The sequence below is a fragment of the Nocardia sp. NPDC059236 genome (assembly GCF_042754085.1).
GTDB lineage: Bacteria > Actinomycetota > Actinomycetes > Mycobacteriales > Mycobacteriaceae > Nocardia.
The window spans coordinates 1-25,632 of sequence record NZ_JBHZAF010000023.1; the positions used below are offsets into that span (position 1 = coordinate 1).

The 25,632-nt window shown below is 69.9% G+C and carries 22 protein-coding genes and 1 pseudogene; 15 read left to right on the plus strand and 8 right to left on the minus strand.

What is annotated here, in order from left to right:
- Both ACFXIV_RS39485 and ACFXIV_RS39490 read left to right on the plus strand, forming a co-directional pair.
- A pseudogene (locus ACFXIV_RS39485) lies at positions 1-334 on the plus strand (cytochrome b); the annotation flags it as partial.
- Between the two features lie 113 nt (positions 335-447).
- Positions 448-1,407 (plus strand): AraC family transcriptional regulator ligand-binding domain-containing protein, encoded by a 960-nt coding sequence (locus tag ACFXIV_RS39490; protein ID WP_379401626.1) that lies wholly within the window; start codon positions 448-450, stop codon positions 1,405-1,407.
- A 79-nt stretch (positions 1,408-1,486) separates the two neighbouring features.
- On the opposite strand, the gene ACFXIV_RS39495 is transcribed toward ACFXIV_RS39490, so the two are convergent.
- Positions 1,487-2,107, minus strand: a complete 621-nt coding sequence (locus ACFXIV_RS39495) for a class I SAM-dependent methyltransferase (protein ID WP_379401627.1) — start codon at positions 2,105-2,107, stop codon at positions 1,487-1,489.
- Positions 2,108-2,215: 108 nt separating this feature from the next.
- Positions 2,216-3,955, minus strand: a complete 1,740-nt coding sequence (locus tag ACFXIV_RS39500) for a DEDD exonuclease domain-containing protein (protein WP_379401628.1) — start codon at positions 3,953-3,955, stop codon at positions 2,216-2,218.
- 671 nt (positions 3,956-4,626) lie between these two features.
- Between ACFXIV_RS39500 and ACFXIV_RS39505 the strand changes: the two genes are divergently transcribed.
- From ACFXIV_RS39505 to ACFXIV_RS39550, 10 genes are all read left to right on the plus strand, one after another.
- Positions 4,627-5,241, plus strand: coding sequence for a C40 family peptidase (locus ACFXIV_RS39505; protein WP_379401629.1), 615 nt, complete (start codon positions 4,627-4,629; stop codon positions 5,239-5,241).
- 227 nt (positions 5,242-5,468) lie between these two features.
- Complete coding sequence (locus ACFXIV_RS39510) at positions 5,469-6,503, plus strand: NlpC/P60 family protein (protein ID WP_379401630.1); 1,035 nt, start codon at positions 5,469-5,471, stop codon at positions 6,501-6,503.
- A gap of 111 nt (positions 6,504-6,614) precedes the next feature.
- Positions 6,615-7,625: a peptidase MA family metallohydrolase gene (locus ACFXIV_RS39515; protein ID WP_379401631.1), complete on the plus strand. Its 1,011-nt coding sequence runs from the start codon at positions 6,615-6,617 to the stop codon at positions 7,623-7,625.
- Between the two features lie 73 nt (positions 7,626-7,698).
- The gene (locus ACFXIV_RS39520; RefSeq protein WP_379401632.1) at positions 7,699-8,853 is read left to right on the plus strand and encodes a glycosyltransferase family 4 protein; all 1,155 of its coding nucleotides are present in this window, start codon (positions 7,699-7,701) and stop codon (positions 8,851-8,853) included.
- A gap of 141 nt (positions 8,854-8,994) precedes the next feature.
- Positions 8,995-9,387, plus strand: a complete 393-nt coding sequence (locus ACFXIV_RS39525) for a polyketide cyclase / dehydrase and lipid transport (protein WP_364616259.1) — start codon at positions 8,995-8,997, stop codon at positions 9,385-9,387.
- A 19-nt stretch (positions 9,388-9,406) separates the two neighbouring features.
- Positions 9,407-9,844, plus strand: coding sequence for an SRPBCC family protein (locus ACFXIV_RS39530; protein ID WP_379401633.1), 438 nt, complete (start codon positions 9,407-9,409; stop codon positions 9,842-9,844).
- A 47-nt stretch (positions 9,845-9,891) separates the two neighbouring features.
- Positions 9,892-11,217: an ArsA family ATPase gene (locus ACFXIV_RS39535; protein ID WP_379401725.1), complete on the plus strand. Its 1,326-nt coding sequence runs from the start codon at positions 9,892-9,894 to the stop codon at positions 11,215-11,217.
- Entirely contained in the window at positions 11,214-12,107 is an 894-nt protein-coding gene (locus tag ACFXIV_RS39540; protein ID WP_379401634.1) for a hypothetical protein, read from the plus strand. Before ACFXIV_RS39535 ends, ACFXIV_RS39540 begins: the two co-directional genes overlap by 4 nt.
- Positions 12,104-13,099, plus strand: coding sequence for an ROK family glucokinase (locus ACFXIV_RS39545; protein WP_379388841.1), 996 nt, complete (start codon positions 12,104-12,106; stop codon positions 13,097-13,099). The genes ACFXIV_RS39540 and ACFXIV_RS39545 overlap by 4 nt, the downstream gene beginning before the upstream one ends.
- Positions 13,100-13,382: 283 nt before the next feature.
- A complete protein-coding gene (locus ACFXIV_RS39550) occupies positions 13,383-14,108 on the plus strand; it encodes a lysophospholipid acyltransferase family protein (protein WP_357005413.1) in 726 nt (241 codons plus the stop codon).
- A 63-nt stretch (positions 14,109-14,171) separates the two neighbouring features.
- On the opposite strand, the gene ACFXIV_RS39555 is transcribed toward ACFXIV_RS39550, so the two are convergent.
- On the minus strand, positions 14,172-14,669 hold the full coding sequence (locus ACFXIV_RS39555) for a polyadenylate-specific 3'-exoribonuclease AS (RefSeq protein ID WP_354843238.1): 498 nt from the start codon (positions 14,667-14,669) through the stop codon (positions 14,172-14,174).
- A gap of 138 nt (positions 14,670-14,807) precedes the next feature.
- On the opposite strand from ACFXIV_RS39555, the gene ACFXIV_RS39560 reads away from it, so the two are divergent.
- Positions 14,808-16,196 (plus strand): class II 3-deoxy-7-phosphoheptulonate synthase, encoded by a 1,389-nt coding sequence (locus ACFXIV_RS39560; RefSeq protein ID WP_354843080.1) that lies wholly within the window; start codon positions 14,808-14,810, stop codon positions 16,194-16,196.
- A 215-nt stretch (positions 16,197-16,411) separates the two neighbouring features.
- Here ACFXIV_RS39560 and ACFXIV_RS39565 read toward each other — a convergent pair whose 3' ends face one another.
- A complete protein-coding gene (locus ACFXIV_RS39565; RefSeq protein WP_379421416.1) occupies positions 16,412-18,412 on the minus strand; it encodes a PASTA domain-containing protein in 2,001 nt (666 codons plus the stop codon).
- 120 nt (positions 18,413-18,532) lie between these two features.
- Between ACFXIV_RS39565 and ACFXIV_RS39570 the strand changes: the two genes are divergently transcribed.
- Entirely contained in the window at positions 18,533-18,901 is a 369-nt protein-coding gene (locus tag ACFXIV_RS39570; protein WP_354843075.1) for an Rv2175c family DNA-binding protein, read from the plus strand.
- 88 nt (positions 18,902-18,989) lie between these two features.
- On the opposite strand, the gene ACFXIV_RS39575 is transcribed toward ACFXIV_RS39570, so the two are convergent.
- The 4 genes from ACFXIV_RS39575 to ACFXIV_RS39590 all read right to left on the minus strand — a co-directional run bounded on the left by ACFXIV_RS39575 (position 18,990) and on the right by ACFXIV_RS39590 (position 24,434).
- Positions 18,990-19,931 carry a phytoene/squalene synthase family protein gene (locus ACFXIV_RS39575; protein ID WP_379401726.1) on the minus strand — a complete coding sequence of 314 codons (942 nt, stop codon included), beginning with the start codon at positions 19,929-19,931 and terminating at the stop codon, positions 18,990-18,992.
- 26 nt (positions 19,932-19,957) lie between these two features.
- Positions 19,958-21,622, minus strand: coding sequence for an alpha-(1->6)-mannopyranosyltransferase A (locus tag ACFXIV_RS39580; RefSeq protein WP_379401636.1), 1,665 nt, complete (start codon positions 21,620-21,622; stop codon positions 19,958-19,960).
- A gap of 63 nt (positions 21,623-21,685) precedes the next feature.
- Positions 21,686-23,299, minus strand: coding sequence for a phytoene desaturase family protein (gene crtI / locus ACFXIV_RS39585; RefSeq protein WP_379401637.1), 1,614 nt, complete (start codon positions 23,297-23,299; stop codon positions 21,686-21,688).
- A gap of 25 nt (positions 23,300-23,324) precedes the next feature.
- Positions 23,325-24,434, minus strand: a complete 1,110-nt coding sequence (locus ACFXIV_RS39590) for a polyprenyl synthetase family protein (RefSeq protein ID WP_379401727.1) — start codon at positions 24,432-24,434, stop codon at positions 23,325-23,327.
- A gap of 175 nt (positions 24,435-24,609) precedes the next feature.
- Here ACFXIV_RS39590 and ACFXIV_RS39595 point away from each other — a divergent pair, with 175 nt between their 5' ends.
- Entirely contained in the window at positions 24,610-25,608 is a 999-nt protein-coding gene (locus ACFXIV_RS39595) for a methylenetetrahydrofolate reductase (RefSeq protein ID WP_379421417.1), read from the plus strand.
- The last annotated feature ends 24 nt before the right edge of the window (positions 25,609-25,632 follow it).

Here is a 25,632-nt window from a genome sequence, read left to right on the forward strand (position 1 = left end):
CCTGCAGCGCAGTGACCGTGCGGTGCTCGAGCACGGCATCGAAACCGGTGTCATCAAGCGGCTTCCGCACGGTGAGTACATCGAGGTGCACCAGCCGCTGGGCCCGGTCGACTCGCACGGCCACCCGATCCCGCTGGAGTACCAGGGCGCCCCGGTGCCCAAGAAGATGGCCAAGCTGGGATCCGCGGGCAAGCCCGGCACCGGCTCCTTCCTGCGCGCCGACCCCGCGTCGGAGCAGGCGGACCTGGTCGCCGTCGCCCACGAGGAAGAGCACAAGATGCTCGAGGTGCTGGAGGAGGCGCAGAACGCCGCCGCCGGCAAGCACGAGCACTGATCGTCGCCGTCACACGGGAAGGCCCCGAGTCGAATTCGACTCGGGGCCTTCCCCGTTCCTGGGACTCGGCCGATCGGATGACAAGGTGACCGGGACCTGTTAGCTTCCGGACTATGGCTGTCCAGCCGGATCGACGGGCGGTCGCCCGGCCCGCGGTGGCGACCCGCTATGCGGTGGAGACCGGTCGGGCACAGGGGATTCCGGCCTCGGCCTGCCTGGCCGGGACGGGGTTGCGCGGCAGTGACCTGGAAGAACCCGGCGCACAGGTGCGGTCGGGCCAGGAACTGCGGGTCATCCGGAATCTGATCGCGCACGGGGGAGACCCGGCCGAGCTGGGGGCCGCGACCGGGCGGCGGTACGCGCTCCCCGGCGCGGGGATCGTGGGCTACGCCATGATGACGAGTCCGACCGTGCGGGAGGCGATCCGGCTGCTGCCCGGGTACTTCGCGGTGACCTCCGTCCGGTTCGGGCCGTCGTTCACCGAGACCCGGGCGGGGCTGGCGGTCACAGCCGGGGACGGGGAGGTGCGCGGCGAAGTGCGGGCGTTCCTGCTGGCCCGCGATCTGACGGCCGCGTGCACGCTGGTCTCGGCGCTGGTGTCGGACACCGATTTGCTGCTCGGCCTCGAATTCGAGCCCGGCCGAGGCGGGTTCACCGTGCCGCCCGAGGTGCTCGATCAGCCCGCCCGGCCGCCGGACGCGCACACCGGTGCGCTGTGCATCCAGCAGTGCGAGCTGGCACTGGACCGCCGGCATCGATACACCGGTCCGGCAGCGCAGGTGCGCCGAGCGCTGCTGCGGACGCCTGCGACCGCGCCGTCGCTCGCCGAGGTCGCCCGGGAACTCTCACTGTCCGAACGCGGCCTGCACCGCCGACTCGCCGACCAGCACATCAGCTTTCGCGGCCTGGTCGATCAGATCCGGCAGCAGCTCGCCGCCGAACTCCTCGACCTCGGACTCACCGCCGAGACCGTCGCCCGCATGGTCGGTGCACCTGCCCAGCCCGTCTTCGGCCCCGGTTACCGAGGGCGCCCGGGCGCCCAACCCGGCCGCACTCACGACATTCCGCGCTAGCGATCGCTCCGACAGTGCGCGGTTGCGTTCCTGCCGACGTGCCGCACTCGCGGTCGGCGCCGACCTCCCACTTCGGCGGCTAACCCTGCGGCGCAGCCGGATTCGGCCTGGTCCACACCAGTGAGAACCGCCACAGTACGTGCCGTCGGTAGCGCACGCCCGGCAAGATCTCGGCGGCCGTCCGCCGCGTCTCGGCATAGGTTTGCGGTGGCGGCCACACCACCGGCGAGGGGTGCGCCCACTGCGCCCGGAACAGCCGATCCTTGAAACTGGTGAGCAGGGCGGCGGCCTCCCACGGTAGATCCGCCGGAAAGTCGTTGCGCGCCATGCCCACCACGGCCAGGGTCCCGCCGGGCCGCAGCAGCTCCCGCATCCGGGCGAGCGCCTTGACGGTGTCCATGTGGTGCAGGGCCGAGATGGACACGATCCCGTCGAACGACTCCGGCTCGAAGGGGTACTCGAGGAAATCCGCCTGGAGATAGGTGATGTCGTCCACCCCGGACTGGTCCCGGGCCAGCCCGATACTCCGCGCATCGGGATCGATCCCGGTCACTGCGGCCCCGCCCCGCCGAATCCGCCTGGCCAGCATGCCTTCCCCACATCCGACATCCAGCACATCCCGTGCCCCCGCGACCGCCGCCGCCAGCAGTGGGTGGTACTCGATGTTGTGATTCCAGCGCTCCGCATCTGGCACATACATCCCGCCATTCTGGCAGCGCGCCGCTCCCGCCGCCCGCACGTTCCGGTACTCACATCCGCATCTACCCCGGAATGGCCTCGAAGCCGCGCGTTTTCATCGCGCCGGTCATCAGCCCGGCGGGGACTGATCCGGGGTGGTGATCTGGGCGGCGGCTTCGGCGCGGGCGACCCAGTCGAGCCAGGCGCCCGCACCGTGGCGGGGTTCGCCGTAGCCCTCGGTGGTGCGGACGATGCGGGTGCCGGACTGTTCGAGCCAGCGGACCAGCAGGCCCGCCTCCTCCGGAAGTGCCCCGCGCAGTGGGGGATAGGCGGGCTCGTCGTCCGGGCCGGAGAGTCGGTGCGGGATGACGGTTTCGGCGGCGGCCGCCAGGCGGTCCACCACCGCCATGGGGGAGATACCGCGCACGGCGGTACCCGCGGCTGCGAGGCGGGCGTGGCGGATGATCGCGAACTCCCAGCCACCCGCACCGTCGGGGCGGGCAGCTATCAGTTCCGGGATGGCCGCCAGGGCGGCCAGGCGCTGGGTGCGACGCAGGGCGCGGATCACCGTCACGGTGCGATCCCGCAGCCGGGCTGCGGCCTCGAAATGTTCTGCGGTGGAAAGGCTTTCGAGCCGCTCGGCAATCGCGTGCAGCAGGGCGTCGTCGGCGCCCGCGAACAGGGCGCGGACCATGGCCGGAGCTCGCTCGTACTCCTCTATATATAGGGGGCTGCTGTGGGCGCTCGCGGGGCAACCGCCGACCACCGCCGGCGGGCAATCATGGCGGCCGGTGCGCGGGATGCGGGTGGTGCAGGTGCGCAGGCCCGCCTGCTCGGCGACGGTCGCGGCGATCTCCAGAGCGTCGGCGCGAGAGGTGAACGGGCCCAGCGCGTCCCGGGCCGGGGTGCGCGAGACCGCGAACCGCGGGAACGGCTCGTCGGTCAGCGTCAGCCACCAGGCGCGTTGCGGGAACTTCGATCGCCGGTTGTAGGGCGGGGTGTGGGCGAGCAGCAGCCGCAGCTCCCGCACACCTGCCTCCAGGCCGTGCGAGCACTCGACATGGTCGACCCGGGTGGCCAGCTGCACCATCTCGCGCATACGCGGGCGGGTGTCGGAACCGGTGAAGTAGGTGCGGACACGACGGCGCAGATTCACCGCCGTCCCTATATAGAGGACTTCGTCCGACGGACCGCGGAACAGATACACCCCCGGCGTGGCCGGAAGATCCGCCGCCATCACACGTTTCGCGCGTTGGCGGCGTGTCACCTCGGGCAGATAGTCGAGCAGCTCGGTGAGACTCTGCACCCCCTGATTGCCCACCCGGGCGATGAGCGCGTGCAGCACGTCCACCGTGGCGCGGGCGTCGTCGAGGGCGCGGTGCGTGGGCCGGGTCTCGGCTCCCAGCAGCTGGGCCAGGTACCAGAGCTTGGCCGAGGGCGCTTCGTCCTTGCCGAGCACCCGCCGCGCCAGCTGGACCGTGCACAGCGTTTGGAAAGCGGGCCAGGGCAATTCGCACCGGGCCGCGGCGGCCTTCAGGAATCCGGTATCGAAGCGGGCATTGTGGGCGACCAGCACCGCACCGCGCGCGAACTCCAGAAACCCGGGCAGCACCTGCTCGATGCGCGGCGCGTCCACCACCATGGCGGTCGTGATCCCGGTGATCTGCACGATCTGCGGCGGAATCGCGCAGCCGGGATTCACCAGGGTCGCGAACTCGCCGAGCACCTCACCGCCGCGCACCTTCACCGCGCCGATCTCGGTGATCGAGTCGCCCTCGGGGCTGGTACCGGTCGTCTCCAGGTCCACCACCACGAACGTCGTGTCATAGAGCGGGGTTTCGAGCTCGTCGAAGGCCAGCTGTCCGGACACGGACGGGAAGCCTAGGCGCAGGGTCCGACAACCTTTCCCCGCCAAGGCATTCACCGCAGCTCCGGAGGGTCGTGACGGTCTCCGGGAACGCGTGATCCGGCACTTTCCGCAGGTCGGGCCGGGAACTCGGGCAGGGCTCTGGGAGTTGCTCCGCGCGACCTGGGGAAAGCTCTGAATATGTGGTGGAGATTCTCGAGATGAAATCCCCGAATTGCGGAAATATGCGAGATTGTGGCCAGGGTCACAATTATTCGGAAAGTGAATCAATCACCGGTGTGGGGGTGGTCGGTTCGCACCGGCCTCCGGGGTGTGCCGCCCCGCTGTCCTGCGGTCGGGCGTGTCGCGTGGGCGTGTCGAAATCGCCCAGGTCGGGGGCCATGGCTCTGACCTTGTGTTATGCGTAATTTGTCGAGGTCGGGAGGGCCTCGGGCGAGCGCTGGCTACTCGTCGGTAGCTATTGGTGCGCTCTCGGGAAAATGGCCGCTGTTATCGTTTCGTGATTGCTGTGACGTTTATCGCACCGAAATAGAGGCGCGTAACAATTTCGAGTGACGGGCCGACCGTCTCGGCTTTACAAAGCACCGTTATGGACTCGTAATCTTCCTGAGACCTCGCGGAGTCCGACGCACCACCCGGTGCGGCGTCGCGGGGGAGATTGGAAGTACCTCATCATGGCGACCACCACCGTCAAGCGACAGGTCCGGGGCATGCAGCGCACTGCGCGTCGTGCCGCTGCGGCCGGTGCCGTCGGCGCCGCCGCGGTGAGCGCGCTGCTGCTGCCCGCGACCCCCGCGTCGGCCCAACCCGTGAACACTCCGGTCGGCACCATCGACGTGCCCGACCAGATCCAGCTCCCCGCCGGCATCCCGGGCCTCCCGGTGAACATCCCCGCCATCCCCGGCATCATCACCCCGTGGGGCCCGGCCGCCCCCGGACCGCAGAGCGGCCCGCGCCAGACCGCGGTCAACGCCGCTCTGAGCCGCGTCGGCGACCCCTACGTCTACGGCGCCGCCGGCCCGGACGCCTTCGACTGCTCCGGTCTGGTGCAGTGGTCCTACGCGCAGGCCGGAGTCAGCCTGCCGCGCACCAGCTATGAGCAGCTCAATACCGGCAGCCCGGTGTCGTACGACGATCTGCAGCCCGGCGACGTGGTGTCGTTCTACGGCGGCAGCCACTCCGGCATCTACGTCGGCGACGGCAATGTGGTGCACGCGTCGACCTCCGGTCAGCCGGTGAAGGTCGCCCCGATCTCCTCGATGCCGTTCGCGGGCGCGCGCCGCATCTGATCCGCTGCTCGACCGGGGAGTCTTCCCCGTAGCCGACCGCAGGCGGCCGACCTGTGGAAGAGACGGTGACCGTGATGATTCCGTGGCCTGCTGGACACAAGCGGTCGCCGTTTCGTAATCTTATCGAGACCTTCTGAACCGGCTCGGGGTAAGAGAACGGGACGACACCAACGGTGGCAGCGCAGCAGCGACATCATCGGACACACAGTCAGCGAACCAGGCGACTGGTGGGTGAAGCCCTCACGGTAGGCGCACTCATGGTCGGCACCTACGGCACCCTGGGCCTCGGACCCGCGACAGCCGATCCGGCCTCCGCACCGGCATCTGCTGGGGAAGCAGTGCAGCGGCTCATCGACCTGTCGCGGCAATCCGAACAGCTCAATCAGCAGGCGCTCGACGCGCAGTCCGATCTGGACACCAAGGCCGCCGCCGCCGACGTCGCCGACCAGCGGGCCGCCGACGCGGCCGCCACCCTGGACGCGGCCAAGGCGGAAATCCGTCGCTTCCAACCGGTGATCGATCGGGCCGCGACCTCCGCGCTGCTCGGCAGCCGCACCAACCGGCTCACTTCGCTACTGGTCAGCAATTCGCCACAGCAGCTGCTCGACCAGATGTCCATCGTGGACTTCGTGGGCGCACGCACGAATGATCAACTGGGCCAGTACGAGCAGGCCACCGACGCGGCCTCGGTCGCCGAGGCCGCCGCCCGCTCCGCCGCCGACACCGCGCGCGCCGCCAGTGGCGCCGCCGACGCGGTCCGCAAGGACCTGGAATCCAAACGTGCTGCGCTGCAAGGATCCATGGCTCAGGTGATCGCCGCCTGGGGTCAGCTCTCCGCCGGTGACAAGTCCGCGCTCGCGGGCTCCATGTTCCCGCCCGGCTTCGATCGCGACAGCCTGCTCCGGGGCCTGGTGCCCGGTTCCGGCACCAGCGCGCTGGCCGCGGGACTCACCCGCGTCGGCGATCCGTATGTCTGGGGCGCCACCGGTCCCGACCAGTTCGACTGCTCCGGCCTGGTGCAGTGGGCCTTCCACCAGGTTGGCAAGAGCGTGCCGCGCACCAGCCAGCAGCAGTCCAGCTACGGCACGCCGGTCGACGAGAAGGACCTCCAGCCCGGCGACGTCGTCTTCTTCTACTCTGACATCTCGCATGTGGGCATCTACGCCGGCAACGGATTGATGCTGCACGCTTCCACTTTCGGCGTACCGGTTCAGGTCGCGCCGATGAGCTCCACACCGTTCCATTCGGCGCGCCGGTTCTGAGCTCTCGCGGACCCGGCATGAGTGGTCAGGACCCGGAGGAGGCAGCTTGCGTAACCACGTAGGGTCCCCACCCATGCCCGATGTACAGAGCATGATCACGACGAGGTGGCGATGAGCGCTCTGCGGCAGATGCGCGGTTGGCTGGCGGCGCGGCGGCGGTTCCAGTTCGTCGCCACCCTGGTCATGGTCAGCGCGCTGACCGCGGCCTGTGGGGCGCTACTGATGCTGCCGAACTCGGTGCTGCCCAAGCTGCGTGCGGTGGCGCCCGGGCAGGACTCGGGTCAGGTGACTGCCTCCGATCCGCAGGTGCCGCTGGTGAAACGGACCATGGAGGGCTACGGCAAGGTGGTCGCCGAGACCACGGCGACCGGGTCGGGGCGGATCGGTGTCGTGCTCGGTCATTCCGGGCAGCGCGCCGATATCGATGTGCTGGCAGGCGAACTCGCGGCAAGCACCGCCGCGGTCACCGCGCTGTGGGGTTCGGACTGGAATCAGGCCCCCGTCGTGGTGGTGGCGTCCAGCGTCTCCGAATTCGCCGCCCTCACCCACGCCACCGGTGACGTGCCCGCCGAGGTCGCGGCCTCGACCGTCGCCGACCCCTTCCGCCCCGGCGCCCAACTGACCGGCCAGCGCGTGGTTTTCGGACCCGACGCCGGACGCCGCCTGGGACCCGACGGCCTGCGCTCGGTGCTGCGGCACGAACTCACCCACATGGCCTCGCGCGCGGTCACCGTCGACGGCTCCCCGATGTGGACGCTCGAGGGCTTCGCCGAGTATTCGGCCCATCGCAACCTGCGCCGGCCCATCACCGAGATCGCCCCCACCGTCACCACCCGCGTCCGCGCCGGTGACCTCCCCGCCGACCTCCCGCCCGACGCGATGTTCGAGCCCACCAGCGGCCAAGCCTCCCTGGCCTACGAACAGGGCTGGTCCGTCTGCGCTTTCATCGCCGACCGCTACGGCGACCCGAAACTCGTCGCCCTCTACCGCCAACTGGCGTCGGGCCCCAAGGACCGCGCCGCCGTCGACACCGCCCTGCGCGCCATCCTCGGCACCGGCTACCAGGACCTCGTCACCGATTGGCGCGCCTGGCTCATCACCCGCACCGCCGAAGGCGCGTAGCACTCGTAGGCCCGGGGGTGCGAGGTTTCGGGGTGGGGAGAGTGCGGGCCCCGGGTGCAGTAGGTTTGAGGGCATGGGGCGAACTCTGCTGGTTACCAATGATTTCCCGCCACGACCGGGTGGGATTCAGTCGTATCTGCATGCGCTCGCCCGGCAGCTGCCCGCCGACGAGCTGGTGGTGTACGCGCCGCGGTGGCGGGGCGACAGTCACTGGAAGTTCGATGCGCAGCAGCCCTTTCAGGTGGTGCGGCATCCGACGACGCTGATGCTGCCGACGCCGCTGGTCGCGCGGCGGGCCAAGAAGCTCATGCGCGACGAGAAGTGCGATCGGGTGTGGTTCGGGGCGGCGGCGCCGCTGGCGCTGCTGTCGCCGGTGCTGCGCCAGGCGGGCGCGGAACGGATCGTCGCGTCCACGCACGGGCACGAGGTGGGCTGGTCGATGCTGCCGGCGGCGTGGCAGGCGCTGCGGATCATCGGCGATCACACCGATGTCGTCACCTATGTCAGCAAATACACGCGGCGGCGGTTCTCGTCCGCGTTCGGGGCGCAGGCCGCGCTCGAATACCTGCCCCCCGCCGTGGATTCGGAGGTGTTCAAGCCGGATCCGGCCGCCCGCGCCGAACTGCGGGCCCGCTACGGGCTGGGGGACCGGCCGACCATTCTGTGCCTGTCGCGGCTGGTGCCGCGCAAGGGCCAGGACATGCTGATCACGGCCATGCTCGAGATTCGCAGGCGAGTCGACGGGGCGGTGCTGGTCATCGCCGGCGGCGGGCCGTACGAGCAGAAGCTACGGCAGTTCGCCGAGGTCATGGGCCTCGGCAATGACGTGGTCTTCACCGGACGCGTCCCGTCGGGCGAGCTCGCCGCCCACCACACCATCGCCGACGTGTTCGCCATGCCCTGCCGCACCCGTGGTTTCGGCCTGGACGTCGAGGGCCTGGGCATCGTGTTCCTGGAGGCCTCCGCCACGGGAGTGCCGGTGGTGGCGGGCAATTCCGGTGGCGCGCCGGAAACCGTGCGCGAGGGTGAGACCGGACGGGTGGTGAACGGCCGCTCCGCCGAAGAGCTCACCGACGCCATCGTCGACATCCTCTCCGACCGGGACGCCGCCGCCCACATGGGCGCGGCCGGGCGCGCCTGGGTGCAGCAGCAGTGGCGCTGGGACCTGATGGGCGCGCGACTACAGCATCTACTGAATCCGACAGAAACCGCACTGAGACAACACTGAAAGGTTCGCGGCCGTCTCGATTCTGGACTGCGGCTTGATAGACCTCCGCCTTGGAGCGGGGGAGCGAAGCGGAGGAGGGAAGAATCGAGACTTCGGGGCCGCGAACCCGCCCGGAGCGAAGCGTAGGGCAAGATAGGCACCGTGAGCAGTATCCAGGTTGCCGACCAGACGTTCGTCGCCGCGCCGGGCACGGCCGTGGCCGAGGTGCTGGCCGATCGTGCCCGCTGGCGCCGCTGGTGGCCCGACCTGCAGTTGGAGGTCCGGGAAGACCGGGGCGACAAGGGAATTCGCTGGACCGTCAGCGGTGGTGCGGACGGCACCATGGAGGTCTGGCTGGAGCCCATGCTGGACGGCGTCATCATGCACTACTTCATGCACGCCGAACCCCGCGGCGGCATCGGCGGTATGTCCGGGCGTGAGCTGCTGGCCCTGAACCGGACTCGCCGCGTCGCGGGCAAGGCCATGTCCTTCGAGATCAAGGCCCGCCTCGAGGCGGGGCGCAAGGCCGGGGTCGCTCCCGCGGCCGCTCACTAGAAAGGAAGCGTTGCCGCCCATGGCCGATCGAACTCAGAGGTCGATCGTGATCGACGCCCCCTCGGATCGAGTGATGGCGGTCATCGCCGACCTGGAGTCGTATCCGGAATGGGTCTCCGCGGCCCGCTCGGTCGAGGTGCTGGACAAATTGCCGGACGGCCGCGCCCGCACCGCCCGCTTCGTGCTGGACGCCGGCGTCGTGAAGGACACCTACACCCTCTCCTACACCTGGCGGCCCGACGGCCGCGCGGTGAGCTGGAGCCTGGTCTCGGGTGAGCTGCAGAAGGCGCAGGACGGCACCTACGAGTTGATCGCGCTGCCCGACGGCACCACCCAGGTGGTCTACGAACTGACCGTGGATCTGAACATCCCGATGATCGGCATGTTCAAACGCAAAGCGGAGAAGGTCATCACCGACACCGCCCTCAAGGAACTCAAGAAACGGGTCGAAGGCTGACCGCCGGCGGTACCGAACGCTCGCCGCACCCCGCCACCCGCGTCGAGCTGTTCATCGGCAAGGGCGGTGTCGGAAAAACAACCCTGGCCTGCGCCACCGCACTCGCCTACGCCCGCAACGGCCGCCGCGTCCTGCTGGCTTCCCTGGACCAGGCCCACTCCCTCGGCGATGCCCTGGGCTACCGCCTGCGTCACGGCGCGACCCCCGCGGTCGCCACTCTGCCCCTCCCCATGTTCCACAGCCCGGCACCGGCTTTCGCGGACGTCCGCGACCCCGACGCCGAGCCGGCGCTGGATGTCATCGAGGTGGATTCGCTTGCGCTGCTGGAGGATCGGTTCCGGCAGGTGCTGGTGATGGCGTCCGGGGCCGGGCACGAGCACGGATTCGACCTGGGGGCACTGGATCCCGCGGAGCTGACCGGGCTGCCGGGGGTGCAGGAACTGCTGGCCCTGCTCGAGATCACGCGGTTCGCCAACGACGCGCGGTGGGATGTGATCGTGGTGGACTGCCCGCCGTCGGCGGACATGCTGCGCATCGTCACCATGCCGGACACCGTGCTCGGTTACCTGGAGCGGGTGTGGCCCGCGCACGCCAGGACGATGGAGGCGATCGGCGCGGACTTCCGCAAGGCGGTGCTCGCGGTGACCGTCGAGCAGATCGTGCAGGCGGTGACGGAAGCCCGTGACCTGCTGGCGGATCAGGCTCGCACCGGCGCCCGCCTGGTGACCGCCGCGGAACTGGTCGCGGTGGCCGAATCGGCGCGGGTGCGGTCGGCGGCGGCGCTGCTGGGTATCCGCTTGGACGCGGTGCTGGTGAACAAGGTGCTGCCGGAGATGCCCGCGCCGGATCCGGTCGAGCCGCCGCATCCGGCGGTGCAGTGGTACTTCAACCGGCGCGGCGAGCAACTCGATGTGGCGGGGGAGCTGCGCAAGCGATTACACGGGGTTCCGGTGCAGGTCGTGGCGCATGCGGGAGCCGAACCGGTGGGGATCGGCTCGCTGGCCGCGCTGTCCTACGCGGTGGACGCGAGTGGTAACTGGGTGGGAGGGCGTCCGGTCCCTATGCTTGGCACAGATGCGGACAGTGTGCTGCCCGGCCCCGAGACAAGTACTGCCGCCGAGCCGGTGGTGCGGCTCGAGTCCGGGGCAGGCGTGCACTCGGTGTTCGCGATGCGCATGCATCTGCCGGTGGTCGATTCGTCGACCCTGCGGCTGGGACGAGTGGAGGACGATTTGATCGTGGGAGCGGACGGGGTCCGGCGGCGGTTGCGGCTGGCCCCGGTATTGCGGCGGTGCACGGTCGAGGCCGCCGAGCTCGACGGCGACCACCTGGTGATCCGTTTCCGGCCCGATCCTGAGGTCTGGCCGAAATGACCACCACGCACCACCCGCGTCCCGGCTACCCCGACGAGAATCTCGGCGAATTCGCCGAGGAGCTACGGCTGCTGGCCGAGGCCGTCCTCGAGCGCGTCGAACCGGTGCTGCGCCGCACCGCTGCCGACGGCCGCACCGAATGGTCCAGCTGCAGCTGGTGTCCCGTGTGCGCGGCCGCGGCCATCGTGCGCGGCGAGCACCACGATGTGGTGGCGGCCATCGCCGAACACGGCACCGCCATCGTGACCGTGCTGCGCGAGGCGCTCGCCGGTGTGCCGGTGGATCCGGTGATCCCGCCGGACCTGGATCCGGAATCGCCGGAATATCAAGCCTGGCATCACTTTTCGCACGTCGCCGAAACCGGCTCCGGTGCAGGTGATCTGCCGTTCGCCGACGCACGCGGGGATGTCGGCCCGGACGATGAGAGCGAATTCCCCCGCGCCGGCGGGCAATCCGGCGACCCGCACGGTGCTGCGGGCCTGGCTGCGGTGTTCGCACGTTTCCTCGCCGGTGCGCAGGGCCGTGCGGCGGCCCGGAGTCGATCCCACGCCTACCCGGCCGCCGAGGCGTCGGACGACCCCTTCGGTCCCGGCCCGGGCGCGGCACGCCGCCCCGGAGGCAGTGACCCGGGTGACTCGGACGCGGTGCCGCACAACGATTTCCGTACAGAGTCCGCCAGCGGACGAGTGACCGGTGATCAGCCCGCCCCCGACCGTCCCTTCGGCCCGCCGGTCGCGCACCCGGACGCCGAGCCCGGTCCGGCCGGCTCCACCGGACAGCCCGCCCGCGATTCGGGCCCGGCCGCCGGCCGCGGCAGTACGCAGCCCGGTGGCGGCAGGAGGTCCAAGCGCGCCAAGTACGTGCCCATCAACGTGACGATCAAGGCATGACGGGCGGTGAGGACGTGCCGTTGACCGTGGGTATCGATGTGGGCGGCACGAATATTCGGGCGTCGGTGGTGGACGGTGCGGGCGAGGTGCTCGACACCGTGACCGCGCCGACCCCGCATTCCGCCCGCGCCCTCGAGGACGGTCTGGCCCGGGCGGTGCGTGACCTGTGCTCCCGCCACGCCATCGGCGCGGTCGGTCTCGCGGTGGCGGGTTTCGTCGACGAGGACCGCGCCACCGTGCGTTTCGCCCCGCACCTGCCGTGGGAGGACGCCCCGGTCGCGCAGCGGCTCACCGACCGCCTCGGCCTGCCGGTGATCCTCGAGCACGACGCGAATGCCGCGCTGTGGGCGGAGTATCGCTTCGGCGCGGCGGCGGGCGGCCGCAATGTGGTGCTGGTGGCCATCGGCACCGGTATCGGCGCGGCGCTGCTCAGCAACGGCCAGCTGTATCGCGGAAGCTTCGGTGTCGCACCGGAACTCGGGCATCTGCAGGTGGTGCCCAACGGCCGCGCCTGCGCCTGCGGCAAGCGCGGCTGCTGGGAAAGGTATTGCAGCGGAACGGCTCTGGTGGACACCGCGATCGAACTGCTGGCCACCGATCCACAGCGCTCCACGGTGCTGGCCCGGGAGTCCGGGCGCGATCCCGGCTCGCTGACCGGTCGCCGGGTGGCGGGCGCGGCGCAGGACGGCGACCCGGTCGCCCTCGACGTGATGGCCGATTTCGCGCGCTGGCTCGGCCTCGGCCTGGCCTTCGTGAGCGACATCTTCGACCCGGACCTGATCGTGGTGGCGGGCGGCGTGAGCAGTTCGGCCCCACTGTTCCTCGACGATGCCCGTGAGCACTACGCGGCCTCCATCACCGGCGCCCGGCACCGCCATCTGGCCCGCATCCGCACCGCTCAGCTGGGTGAGGCCGCAGGCATGATCGGCGCGGCCGAACTGGCACGCGCTGCGGTACTAGCCCCACAGGACGCGGTACCGGCCCACCGCTGATCACCGCCCGACCGATTCCGCTTTGTCGTCCCGTTGCCAGAAGTAGCAACTGATTTGGTGTCTCGTTACTCGAAGTGACAACTGATTTAGTGCCGGTTGGGGTAACTCGTCGGGTACCCCCAAAATCGGTTCGGCACTTGACCGCCGGCACGGGTGCACGACGGGCAACGGCTCCGGGCTGTCCGCTGAAGGTTCGGGGAGGCGGTGGAGTAGGGTAGGCAAGCGAGTGGTGGTGCCCGCAACGAGGCCGGTCCCGGGTATCGAAAACAGGGGAAAGGACGCAATGTTCTACTGGCTGCTGAAGTATGTGTTCCCGGGTCCATGGATGCATCTCGTCAACCGGCCCCAGGTGGAGGGCGTCGAGAACATTCCCGCCAAGGGCGCAGCGATTCTGGCCGGCAATCACTTGTCGTTCACCGACTGGCTCTTCACTCCGCTGATGAGCCCGCGCCGGATCACCTATCTGGCCAAGGCCGAATACTTCACCACGCCCGGTCTCAAGGGCCGGTTGCAGAAATGGTTCTTCTCCGGTGCCGGTCAGTACCCGATCGACCGCTCCGGTGCGGACGCCGCCGAGAGCGCCCTCAATACCGCGCGCAAGCTGCTGGACGAGGGTCGCCTGGTGGGCCTGTACCCCGAAGGCACCCGCTCCCCGGACGGCCGCCTCTACAAAGGCAAGACCGGTGTGGCACGCCTCGCCCTGGAGACCGGAGTGCCGGTGATCCCGGTCGCCCTGATCGGTACCGACGAGGTGTGCCCGCCCGGTCCTTTCCGCTGGCGGCCGCGCAAGGTCACCGTGAAATTCGGTGAGCCGATCGACTTCTCGCGCTACGAGGGCATGGGCGGTAACCGCTTCGTCGAGCGCGCCGTCACCGACGAGATCATGTACGAGCTCATGCGGATGGGCGATCAGGAGTACGTCGATGTGTACGCCGCGAGCCTGAAGAAGGGCGTGCCGTCGGGCAGCCGCCCCGACGCGGACCGCATTCCGGAGACCATGGCGGGCTAGCCTGCCGGATCACCGGAAAGGCCCCGGGAGACCAAGTCTCCCGGGGCCTTTCGCATGCTGATCTCAGACCGCGCGCAGGCGCCGGGCCGCCTCTATGGCCTCGAATTTGGCGAGGTTGTGGCGGGCGTCGGCGAGCGCGTCGTGCGCGTCCTTCGGTACCGGCGGCAGTGGCGGCCGGCCGTGCTGCTCCCAATGCTGGCGCAGCTCATTGGTGTAGCGGGGCAGTGCGTTGGGGAGATCGACCATGGAGCCCCACAGCTGGCACAGCGCCACGTGGTCGTAGGCGCCGACCCAGGCCCACAGTTCGGGTTCCACGCCGGGGCGGGGGACCAGGAACTTGTAGAGGTCGTCGCGGATGCGCTCGCGCGAACGCCACAGCGGCGAGGACGGCGGCGGTAGCTTGGGCAGGACATTGCGGCGGACGAACGGCCCGGCCTTCTCGGGATCGAATTCGGTGGAGACCGCGTAGAACTCGCGTCCGTCCTCGCACACCACCGCGATGGACACGAGGTCGATGACGGTCCCGTCCTCGATGAATTCCGAATCGTAAAAGTACCGCAGTGAGATGGGTCTCTCCTCAGCTCAGGTCCGGGTCGGATGGGCAGATCATCGGGTCCCAGCGTAGGCGGCGACCCGGTGTGAGGAACTCGAGCCCTGGGGGTGGTCCGGTTCACGGAGAGCAATCCGTATTCTGAACTCGTGAACTGGACCGTCGACGTACCGATCGATCGCTTGCCGGAACTTCCTCCGCTGCCCGCTGAGCTCCGTCGGCGTCTCGACGACGCGCTGGCCCGCCCGGCGCTGCAGCAGCCGTCCTGGGATCCAGAGCAGGCCGCCAAGATGCGCACCGTGCTGGAGAGCGTGCCGCCGATCTGCGTGCCCGCCGAGGTCGAGGAGCTGCGCCTGCGCCTGGCCGAGGTGGCCCGCGGCGAGGCGTTCCTCATGCAGGGCGGTGACTGCGCGGAGACCTTCGCCGACAACACCGAGCCGCACATTCGCGGCAATATCCGCACCCTGCTGCAGATGGCCGTGGTGCTCACCTACGGCGCCAGCCTGCCGGTGGTGAAGGTGGCCCGCATCGCGGGTCAGTACGCCAAACCCCGTTCCGCCGACATCGATTCGCTGGGCCTGCGGTCCTACCGCGGTGACATGGTGAACTCGCTGGTCGCGGATGCGGCGCTGCGCGAACACGATCCGTCTCGACTGGTCCGCGCCTACGCCAATGCCTCGGCGGCCATGAACCTGGTGCGGGCGCTCACCTCCGCCGGCATGGCCGACCTGCACAAGGTGCACGACTGGAACCGCGAGTTCGTGAGCCAGTCCCCGGCCGGCGCCCGCTACGAGCAGATGGCCACCGAGATCGATCGCGCGCTGGCCTTCATGAAGGCCTGTCGCGTCAACGATCCCAACCTGTCCAGCGCCCGGCTCTACGCCAGCCACGAGGCGCTGGTGCTCGACTACGAGCGGGCCATGCTGCGCCTGAGCGAGCACCCGGTCTCGGGCGAGCCGGTGCTCTACGACCTGTCGGCGCACTTCCTGTGGATCGGTGAGCGCACCCGTCAGCTCGACGGCGCGCACGTCGCCTTCGCTGAACTGGTGGCCAACCCGATCGGCCTCAAGATCGGCCCGACCACCACGCCCGATCAGGCCGTGGAGTACGTCGAGCGCCTGGACCCCAACAACGAGCCCGGCCGCCTGACCCTGGTCGCGCGCATGGGCAATCAGAAGGTCCGTGACGTGCTGCCCCCGATCATCGAGAAGGTGCAGGCCACCGGCCACCAGGTGATCTGGCAGTGCGACCCCATGCACGGCAACACCCACGAGTCCTCCACCGGCTACAAGACCCGGCACTTCGACCGCATCGTCGACGAGGTGCAGGGCTTCTTCGAGGTGCACCACGCGCTGGGCACCCACCCGGGCGGCCTGCACATCGAGCTCACCGGTGAGAACGTCACCGAGTGCCTCGGCGGCGCGCAGGACATCTCGGACCTCAACCTCGAGGAGCGCTACGAGACCGCCTGCGACCCGCGCCTGAACACCCAGCAGTCGCTGGAGCTGGCCTTCCTCGTTGCGGAGATGCTGCGCTAATTGCCTGATAGCGCTCCGTAACAGCCAAGAGCCTGGGCCACGTAAGCGGCCTGGGCTCTCGGCTTTTCGTATCTCGTCGCCCAAGGCGACAACTGATTTCGTACCGGCGGGGTAACTCGTCAGGTACGCCCATAATTGGTTCGGAACCCGACCGCCGGCACGGATGCATTGCGGTCAACGGCTCTCGGCTGTCCGCTGAAGTCCCGGGGAGGCGGCTACGGTATCGCCACCAGGGTGATGGTGGAGCCGGGCTGGACGGCGTCGCCGGGTGCGGTGCTCTGCGAGATGACGATCGAGCTGTCGTTGTTGGCCAGCTGCCGGACCGTGACCGAGAGGCCGAGGGCCTGCAGTTTGCTGCGCGCGGTGGAGACGTTGGCGCCCAGCAGGTTCGGCATGTCGATCGCGCTGTTGACGATGAGGACCACGCCACTGCCGGATTCGGTGCTGGTGCCCGTGGCGGGATCGGTGCCGATCACCTGCCCGGACTTGATCTTGGCGTCGTACTGGTCGCGGGTGGAGCTGACGGTGAGCCCGGCCTTCTGCAGGGCCGTCCTGGCCTCGTCCTCGGTCTTGCCCCGCACATCCGGCACCTTGACCGGCTGGGAACCCTTGCTGCGGTAGACCTTCACCTGGGCATTGGCCGGGAGTACGGTGCCGGGTCCCGGATCCACCTTGGCGACGGTGCCCTTCGGTGCGGTACTGCCCATCTCACCGGCGTCCACCGGCGTCAGTCCGGCGTCTCTGATGGCCTTGTCGACCGAGGTGACGTCCTGTCCGGGCTGGATGTCGGGGACCTTCGGCTTGCCGCTGGAGACCAGCACCGCGACCAATGATCCCTTGGTGACCCGGGTTCCGGCGGGCGGATCGGTACCGACCACATTGCCCACCGGAATCATGTCCGAGGCCTTCTGCCGGGTCTCGGTCTTGAAGCCCGCGCCCTGCAGTGTGGAAACGGCCTTCTGGGTGTCCATGCCGGCGATCGACGGCACCGCCGAATATCTGCCCACGCCGAGCCACCAGCCGCCGAGGCCCAGCAGCACCGCCAGCGCGACCACGATGCTCAACCAGATGACGACCTTGCGCCGCGACTTGCCGCGATCCTCGATCAGGTCCGAGCCGTAGCCGTGGCCGCCCGGCGCTCCGGGCGGCGGCGCGTACTCGGGCTGCGGCTGGTACTCCGGCGGGAGTTCCCGCGCCGCGGTCATCACCCGGGTCTGCTGCGCCTGCGGCTGCATGTGCACGGTCGGCGGGTCCGCGGGCAGCCGCGTGGTGAGATCGGCCGCGCCCGGCAGGGGCCGGGACGGCGGCGAGACCGGTCCGCGCGGTGCGGGGGTGGGCCCGATCCGGTACTTGGCGCTGAGATGCTCGGCCGATTCGGTGGGCGCGGGCACCCGGTAGTCGGGCAGCTGCAGTTCGCGGGCGATGCGGCGCAGGTCGTTCGCCATCTCGGTGGCGTCGGTGTAGCGGTGCATGGGTTCGCGCGCGGTGGCGTGCGCGACCAGCTCGTCGATTTCCGGTGGGACGCCGTTGATCAGGCGGCCCGGGCTGGGCACGTCCTTCTCGACCCGCTGCAGCGCGATGGACAGCGAGTTGTCGCCGGTGAAGGGTGTTCGGCCGGTGAGCATTTCGAAGATCAGGATGCCCGCGGAGTAGACGTCGCTGCGGGCGTCGGCGGTGCCGCTGGTGACCTGCTCGGGCGAGAGGTACGCGGCGGTGCCGAGGATCACGCTGTCGGAGGTGATCTTGGCTTCGGCGACCGCGCGCACCAGTCCGAAGTCGGCGATCTTCACCTCGCCGGAGTCGGAGATGAGCACGTTCTCGGGCTTGATGTCGCGGTGCACCAGCCCGGCCGCGTGGGCCACGCCGATGGCGTAGAGCACGGGCTCGGCGACGGCCCGCACCGCGTGCGGGGGCATGGGCCCGCGTTCGCGCAGCAGTTCGCGCAGTGTGCCGCCCTCGACCAGTTCCATGATGAGGAACGGATGGTCGCCGTCCACGCCCTGGTCGTAGACCGCGACCAGCGACGGGTGTTTGAGTTTGGCCACGGCCCGCGCCTCGAGCTCGAAGCGGGTGAGGAATTGGGGGTCGCTGGCGAACTTCGGGTCCATCACCTTGATGGCGACCGGTCGATCCAATCTGGTATCGACCCCCCGGAACACCATGGACATGCCACCACGCGCGATCGGCGCGTCGATGCGGTAGCGCCCTTCCAGCATCTGGCCGATCAAACTGCAACCCTTCCGATTTTCCCGAGTCCGCCCGGTGCGGCTCACCCGATGGTAGTCGCGTCGGGGTGTGATGCGACGGTCGCGACGCGAGAGACTACCGTGGTCGGCGTGAGTGCCTTTCCATGCAGCGAAGACGTCCTGCCGGATTCGGTGACCCTGATCCCGCTGCCCGACGTGGCCGACCAGTTGGGCATGGTGGTCACCCGGGTTCACCAGATGCTGCGCGACCACCAGATCCTCGCCGTCCGCCGGGACGGCGTGGCCGGCATCCCGAAGGAGTTCTTCGACTCCACGGGCGCCGTCGCCAAGCATCTGACCGGTCTGATCACGGTGATGCGCGACGGCAAGTACACCGACGAGGAAATCCTCGAGTGGATCTACACCGAGGACGACAGCCTCCCCGGCCGTCCCATCGACGCCATCCACGGCCCGCTGGCCCGTGAGGTCCTGCGCCGCGCCGCGGCCGACCCCTTCTGAGCTCGCCCGCCTCCCCGCGGCTCGTCCGCCTCTCCGCGCCTTTTGCCGGTCGTGGGGAGCCCCCTCATGTAGGTCGATCGGCCCGCGGTCAGTTCTGGTTGATGCGCCGGGTAGTGGCAAGTTCCCGTGCCGCGACGCGCAACCGGCGATGCTGCGGTACCACCGCTCGGCGGGTGAAGACGGCGTAGTCGGCGCGTTCGATCTCGTCGAGGATGCTGCCGTAGAGCGTGGCCGCGGTGCGGATGGCCGGGCGCACGCGGGGGCTGAGCAGTTCGATACCGGGGGTGGCGCGGCGGTAGACGCCGCGGTTGATGGCGATCAGGTGGGCCAGCGCGCGTCGTACCCGCGGGTCCGTGCGGCCGGATTCCCGGCAGTGGCGCAGCAGTTCGGCGTCCACGCCGAAGGCCGCCAGTTCGTCGGCGGGCAGATACACCCGCCCGCGATCGAGGTCCTCGCCGATATCGCGCAGGAAGTTGGTGAGCTGGAAGGCTTCTCCCAGCGCCGCCGCCGCCGGTTCGGCATCGGCCACCGGGACGACCGTGCCCAGCACCGGCAGCAGTTGCAGTCCGATGGCGGCCGCCGAGCCGCGCATGTAGTCGCGCAGGTCGGCCATGGTGGGGTAGCGGTCGCGATACTGCGGCCCGCCGGGGATGTCCATCCGCATGGAGTCCAGGAACACCCAGAAGTGTTCGGCGGCAATCGAATACCGGAGGATGGTGTCGGACACCGCGAGCAGCGCCGGGTCCTCGGGCCCGTCGCCCGCGTCGACGGGCGCGTCCACCAGGCGGGCCCGCAGCTCGTGTTCGATCCGATCCAGCCGCGCCGCGGATTCCGCTGCGCGACTGGGCGCGTCGCTCGCGTCGACGATGTCGTCGACCATCCGGGCGAAGGCGTACAGCGCGTGTACGGCCGGTCTTCGCTCCGGTTCCAGCAGCCGGGTGGCCAGGAAGTAGGTGCGGCCGTGGGCGGCCGCGATCCGGCGGCAGTCGCGGTAGGCGCGGTCGAGTCGTCCGGACCGATCCGGCAGCACGGCCTGGTCGGGCGCGGCGGGCTGGTTCACGCCGGGCCGGGCGCGGGCGCGACGCCGAGCTGATCGGTCTGCGGGCGGGCGGCCCGCAGTTTCAGCGGATCCACCGTGCACAGCGACAGCGCCGCCACCACGGCCGCGAGGATGGCCAGCGTGCCGTGCACGGAATTGGTCACGGGCGAACCGTCCGGCTGGAACACCAGCATGAGCCAGGTGCACAACCCCACCAGCACCTGCAGGGTCCGGGTCGACAGCGCGAATCCGGCGGCCAGCGCCAGCGGCCACGAGTAGTACCAGGGCAGTGCCGCGGGCGAGAGGATCACGATGGCCACGAACGCGACGAGAATGCCGAGCACGGCCTCCCGTTCACTGTTCCGGAACTGCCACCAGGCCCACACCAGGCCGGCCACCATCACCACCGCGCACAGGGTGCGGGTCCACGGCAGCACCGACTCCAACGGCAACGGGGTCACCCAGCTGACCACGTGCGCCATGATGGTCGGCAGCGACAGCCAGTTGATGATCTTCTTGGACCCGGACAGCGCGGTGAGCCAGCCGATCTGGTGGTCCCGCAGGCCGGTGGCCCAGGTGGCCAGCACGAACACGGCCGCGAAGATGGCCACGCCCAGCGCGGTGATCTTGGCGAAGGTCCGGATCGGATGCGGCAGATCGCCCTCGTCCTGCGCCGCGCGTCGCTCGCGTTCGTGAATCATCCAGATCCACACCAGGAACGGCAGTGCCACACCGGCGGTCGCCTTCACCGCCACCCCGATCGCGACCACCACGATCCCCGCCACGTGATGATGCTCGAGCACCAGCGCGATGCCCGCGGCCATCAGGCCCACCATCAGCATCTCGTTGTGCACGCCGCCGATCAGGTGGATCAGCACCAGCGGATTCAGCACCGCCAGCCACAGCGCGATGGTCGGCTTGCCGCCCAGGTGCTTGGTCAGATGCGGGATCGCCCACACCATCAGCACCAGGCCCGGCAGCATCACCAGCCGCAGCGCGATGGTGCCCGCCACCACATTGTCACCGGTGATGGTGGTGATGGCCCGCCCGATCAGCAGGAAGACCGGACCGTACGGCGCGGTCGTGTTGAGCCAGACGGGGCTCACATTGTCCAGTACCGCAGCGGCATTCGCCTTCAACTCCGACGGACCGAACACGTACGGGTTGATGTGGTCGCGGAGCATCGCGCCCTGGGCCAGATACGAGTAGGCGTCGCGGCTGAACAGGGGGACCGAGAACAGCAGCGGGAAGATCCAGATGCCGACGATCGCGCGCAGCTCGTTGAGCGACACGGTGGCGCCCGGCTGCTTGCCGATCACGATGCGCCCCAGCCGGACCCACGCGGTGATCATGGCGATGACGCCGAGCCACACGAACACCGACGACAGCACCAGCCCGTGCCCGAACCGCAGCCACGACAGGTGCATGACCTCCAGCAGTGGGTCGCTGCGCCGCACACTGCCCGCGCCGAACCCGCCGAAGGTGATCAGCAGGGCGCCGAAGAATCCGAGCGTCGCCGCGTGTCCTTCGGGGCTGCGGGTGAAGTCGGAGGCGTGGCGCAGCCAGCGCTGCGTGGCGGTGCCGTCGGTGGCGGGGACGCTCGGGATGGCCGGTTCGGCCGGTGCGAGGCGCGTGGCGCCCGCGGCCTCCGGGGTGGCGGCGTCCATGGAGGGGGTCGGCATAGGCGGTCGTTCCCCCCGGAAAGGTAGGCGGCGGCAGCCGCGTTGGTTCAGGACGCGGTCAGTCTAGTGTGTGGGCGCGGGGGCCACAGCCCCGGAGTCGGCGGATCCGAGCCCGGCATGTCGTGGATCACCCGTCAGGCGCGCCGCTGCCAGTTTCCCGGACAACAGCACGGTCGGCACGCCGACACCGGGCACGGTGCCCGAGCCTGCGAGAACCACATTCGCGCGGCCCCGCACCAGGTTCCGGGTGCGGAACGGTCCGGTCTGCCGGAACAGGTGCGCGGCCGAGAACGGGGTGCCGGCGATCATGCCCTTGTCCCGCCAGGTGCGCGGGGTGTCGAGGTGGTCGATCCGGAAGTATCGCGAAATGCCTTGATAGCCGCGCTCTTCCAGGGTGGCGAGCAGTTCGCGCAGGTAGTGCGGGCCGAGCTGTTCCCAGGCCAGTGGCGCGGCCTCGAGATTCGGGCACGGAGCCAGCAGCGAGAGCGGCTCGTAGCGGACGGTGTCGCGCAGGTGCCCGTCCCGGTCGATGTGCTGTTCGGCGCGCTCGATGTAGAGGGCCGGATCGGTGAGCGCGGGCCGGGTGAGCAGCAGCGAGGGATCGCTCATCAGCCGCCCGCGGCCGCGCCGGGCGGCGATCTCGCGGAAGGTCCGGTCCCACTCCTGGCCGAAGTCGATGGTGTGATGTGCCTGCACGGGCCAACTCTGGGCGACGGCGGCGGGAATCGTGCCGTGCGCCACCACCGCCGACGGTGAGGCCCGCAGTCCGATCCGGCGCCGCAGCCCGAAGCGCGGCAGCGATCCGAGGTCGGCGGTTACCACGACGGCGTCGCAGTCGAAAGCACGTCCGTCGGCGGTGCGCACGGCGGTGGCCCATCGGCCCGCGTAGTCGATGCCGATCACCTCGGTGTTCAGTTCGAGCGTCCCGCCCGCGGCGGTGAACGCGCGGCCGAGCGCCTCGGCGATGGCCCGCATCCCGCCCTCGGGGTAGGTGACGCCCAGGCAGGTGTCCATGTACGGGATCGCGCCGTACACCCCGAGCGCCCGGTTCGGCGCCATCCCCGCGAACAGGGCCTGGAAGCTGAACAGCCGCGCGACCTCCGGGTCCCGCACGATTCGCCGGACCTTGGGCCCGAGCCGCCCGAACGCGCCGAGCCGCACCAGTTTCGCCAGCGCCACCCGCTTCTCCGGAATCCGCACCATGTCCAGCGGGGAATCGAAGTTGGTGTCCATGAATTGCCGGAACTCGGCCTCGTACACGTCTTTCAGCCAGCCGCGCAGCCGCCGGTAGCGGTGTGCCGTGCCCGGCCCGCGCACCTGCGCGACCTCGGCCGCCATCTGCTCCTCGTCGGCGTAGACGCCGATCTGGGAGCCGTCCGCGAACCGCGCCCGATACGCCGGGGCCAGGTCTAGAATCCGCAGGCCGACCGACTCGCGCGTCTGCCCGACCATCGCGAGCGTCTCGTCGATGAGCTCGGGCAGGGTGAGAATCGTTGCCCCGGAGTCGATCTCGTAGTCCGGTCCGCGATACGCGCCGACCCGCCCGCCTGGGCGATCATCGCGTTCCAGGATGGTCACCTGCCGTCCGGCCGCCACCAGGTGCAGCGCGGCGGCCAGCCCGGACAGTCCGGCACCGATCACCACGACCCGATCGGCCGGTCCCCCAACAGTTCTCATGCCCCGCACCCTCGCGCCCGGCCGGTCAGTAGGAGCGCGCGGTGGCGGCCAGGGCCATGGCGCGCAGCTGCCGCTTGGCGTCCGGGGTGGCGGTGCTGGCGTCCAGGGCGGTGAGCGCCTGGTCGGTGAGCGAGCCGATCCGCTTCTCCACGGCGTCGACCGCGCCGAGTTCGGTGAGGACCGTACGCAATTCGGCGACCTGCTCGGGGGTGACGTCGGTGCCGAGGCTGGAGCGGATGAGGTCCGCGGCGGCCGGGGCGGTGGCGTCGGCGCGCTGCAGGGCCTCGGCGATGAGGACGGTGCGCTTGCCCTCGCGCAGGTCGTCACCGGAGGGCTTGCCGGTGACGGCGGGATCGCCGAAGACGCCGAGCAGGTCGTCGCGCAGCTGGAAGGCGATGCCGATATCGGTGCCGAACTCGCGGTAGGCGGCGACCAGTTCGGGGGAGGCCCCGGCCAGCGCCGCGCCCATGTGCAGCGGGCGCTCGATGGTGTACGCCGCGGTCTTGTACCGGTTGATCCGCAGCGCGGCCTCCACGGTCTCGTCGCCGGCGGACTCGCCGTGGATGTCGAGCAGCTGCCCGCCCAGCACCTCGGTGCGCATGGCCGCCCACACCGGGGCGAAACGCGCGGCGGCGTCGGCGGGCAGGCCGGCGTCGCGGGTCATGTCGTCGGCCCAGGCCAGGGCCAGATCGCCGATGAGAATGGCGACGCTCACGCCGTAGTGGTCGCTGTCACCCGCCCAGTGCTGATCCCGGTGCCGCTGTTCGTAATCCACGTGCACGGTCGGGAAGCCACGCCGGGTGCGCGAGGAGTCGATGATGTCGTCGTGGATGAGCGCGCACGCCTGCACCAGTTCGAGCGCGGAGCACGCGGTGAGCACGGCGTCGGCGTTCGGATCGTCGGTGCTGCGGCCCGCGCCCAGCCAGCCGGTCCACGCGAAGGAGGGCCGGGTCCGCTTGCCGCCGCGAATGACGAAGTCCTCCAGGGCCGCCGCCGCGTCCATGAACACCGGTCCGAGCGGCGCGACGATCGGTTGCCGGGTGCGGAAGAAGGCGGCGAGACGGTCCTCCACGGCGGCGACGAGTGATCCCGCGCCGACCGGGTGGCGGGTCGGGGTACCGGGTCCGGCGGACAGGGGGGCCTCCTTGGTGAGAGCCGCGGCGCGGCGCGTGCGCAGCCAGCGGGGTTGTGTCCGACTCTACCGACCACCGGGTCGCCGACGGGAATCGGTCGGGTTCGAATCGGTCTCACCTGCTGGGATAAGCGCAGGTCGCGGTCCAGCACCCGGTACGGGCTCGTAAAATGTCCGCGTGAGTTTCGACAATGTACGGGGATATTCGACCCCAGGCCGAGTTTCCCGCACGCCTCGAGTGTCCGGAACTCGCTCCATAGTTCAGCAGCTGGGCCCGCGCCCGGACGGGTCGATCCCGTTCTCGGTCGAGTTCAATCCGCCGCGCGACGCCGCCGGTGAGGCGCGCCTGTGGCGGGCCGCACGCGAGTTCGAGCGGCTGCATCCGGCCTTCGTGTCCATGACCTACGGCGCGGGCGGCTCCACCCGCGACCGCACCATCCGGGTCACCGGCCAGCTGGCGCGCGAGACCACGCTGCTCACGGTCGCGCACCTGACCGCGGTGGATCACTCGGTCGCCGAGCTGCGGTCGATCGTCGGCGCCTACGCCGACGCCGGCATCCGGAATCTGCTGGTGTTGCGCGGCGATCCGCCCGGCGACGTGCTGGGAGAGTGGATCAAGCACCCCGAGGGCGTCGAGTACGCCGACGAACTCGTGCGCATCGTCCGCGACCTGGGCGACTTCCACGTGGGTGTGGCCTCGTTCCCGCAGGGCCACCCGCGCTCCACCGACCTCGACCAGGACACCCACTTCCTGGTGTCGAAACTCCGTGCGGGCGCGGAGTATTCGATCACCCAGATGTTCTTCGACGTGGAGCACTATCTGCGCCTGCGGGATCGGGCCATCGCCTGCGATCCGGTCGAGGGCGCCAAGCCGATCATTCCCGAGCTCATGCCGGTCACCTCGCTGCGCACCGTGCAGCGCGCGGAGGAGCTGTCGGGCCGTCCGCTGCCGGACGCGGTGATGGAGCGGCTGCGGAAGGCCGCGGGCGACGGGCCGGAGGAGGATCGCGCGGCGGTCCGCGAGGTCGGCATCGAGATCGCCACGGAGATGGCCCAGCGCCTCATCGCCGAGGGCGCGCCCTGCCTGCATTTCATCACCCTGAATTTCGCCAAGACCACCAGCGAAGTCCTAGCAAACCTTGGCTACACCATGTCGGCGACTCCCGCGAACGCCTGATCCAACCACCCGGCATGCCGGATC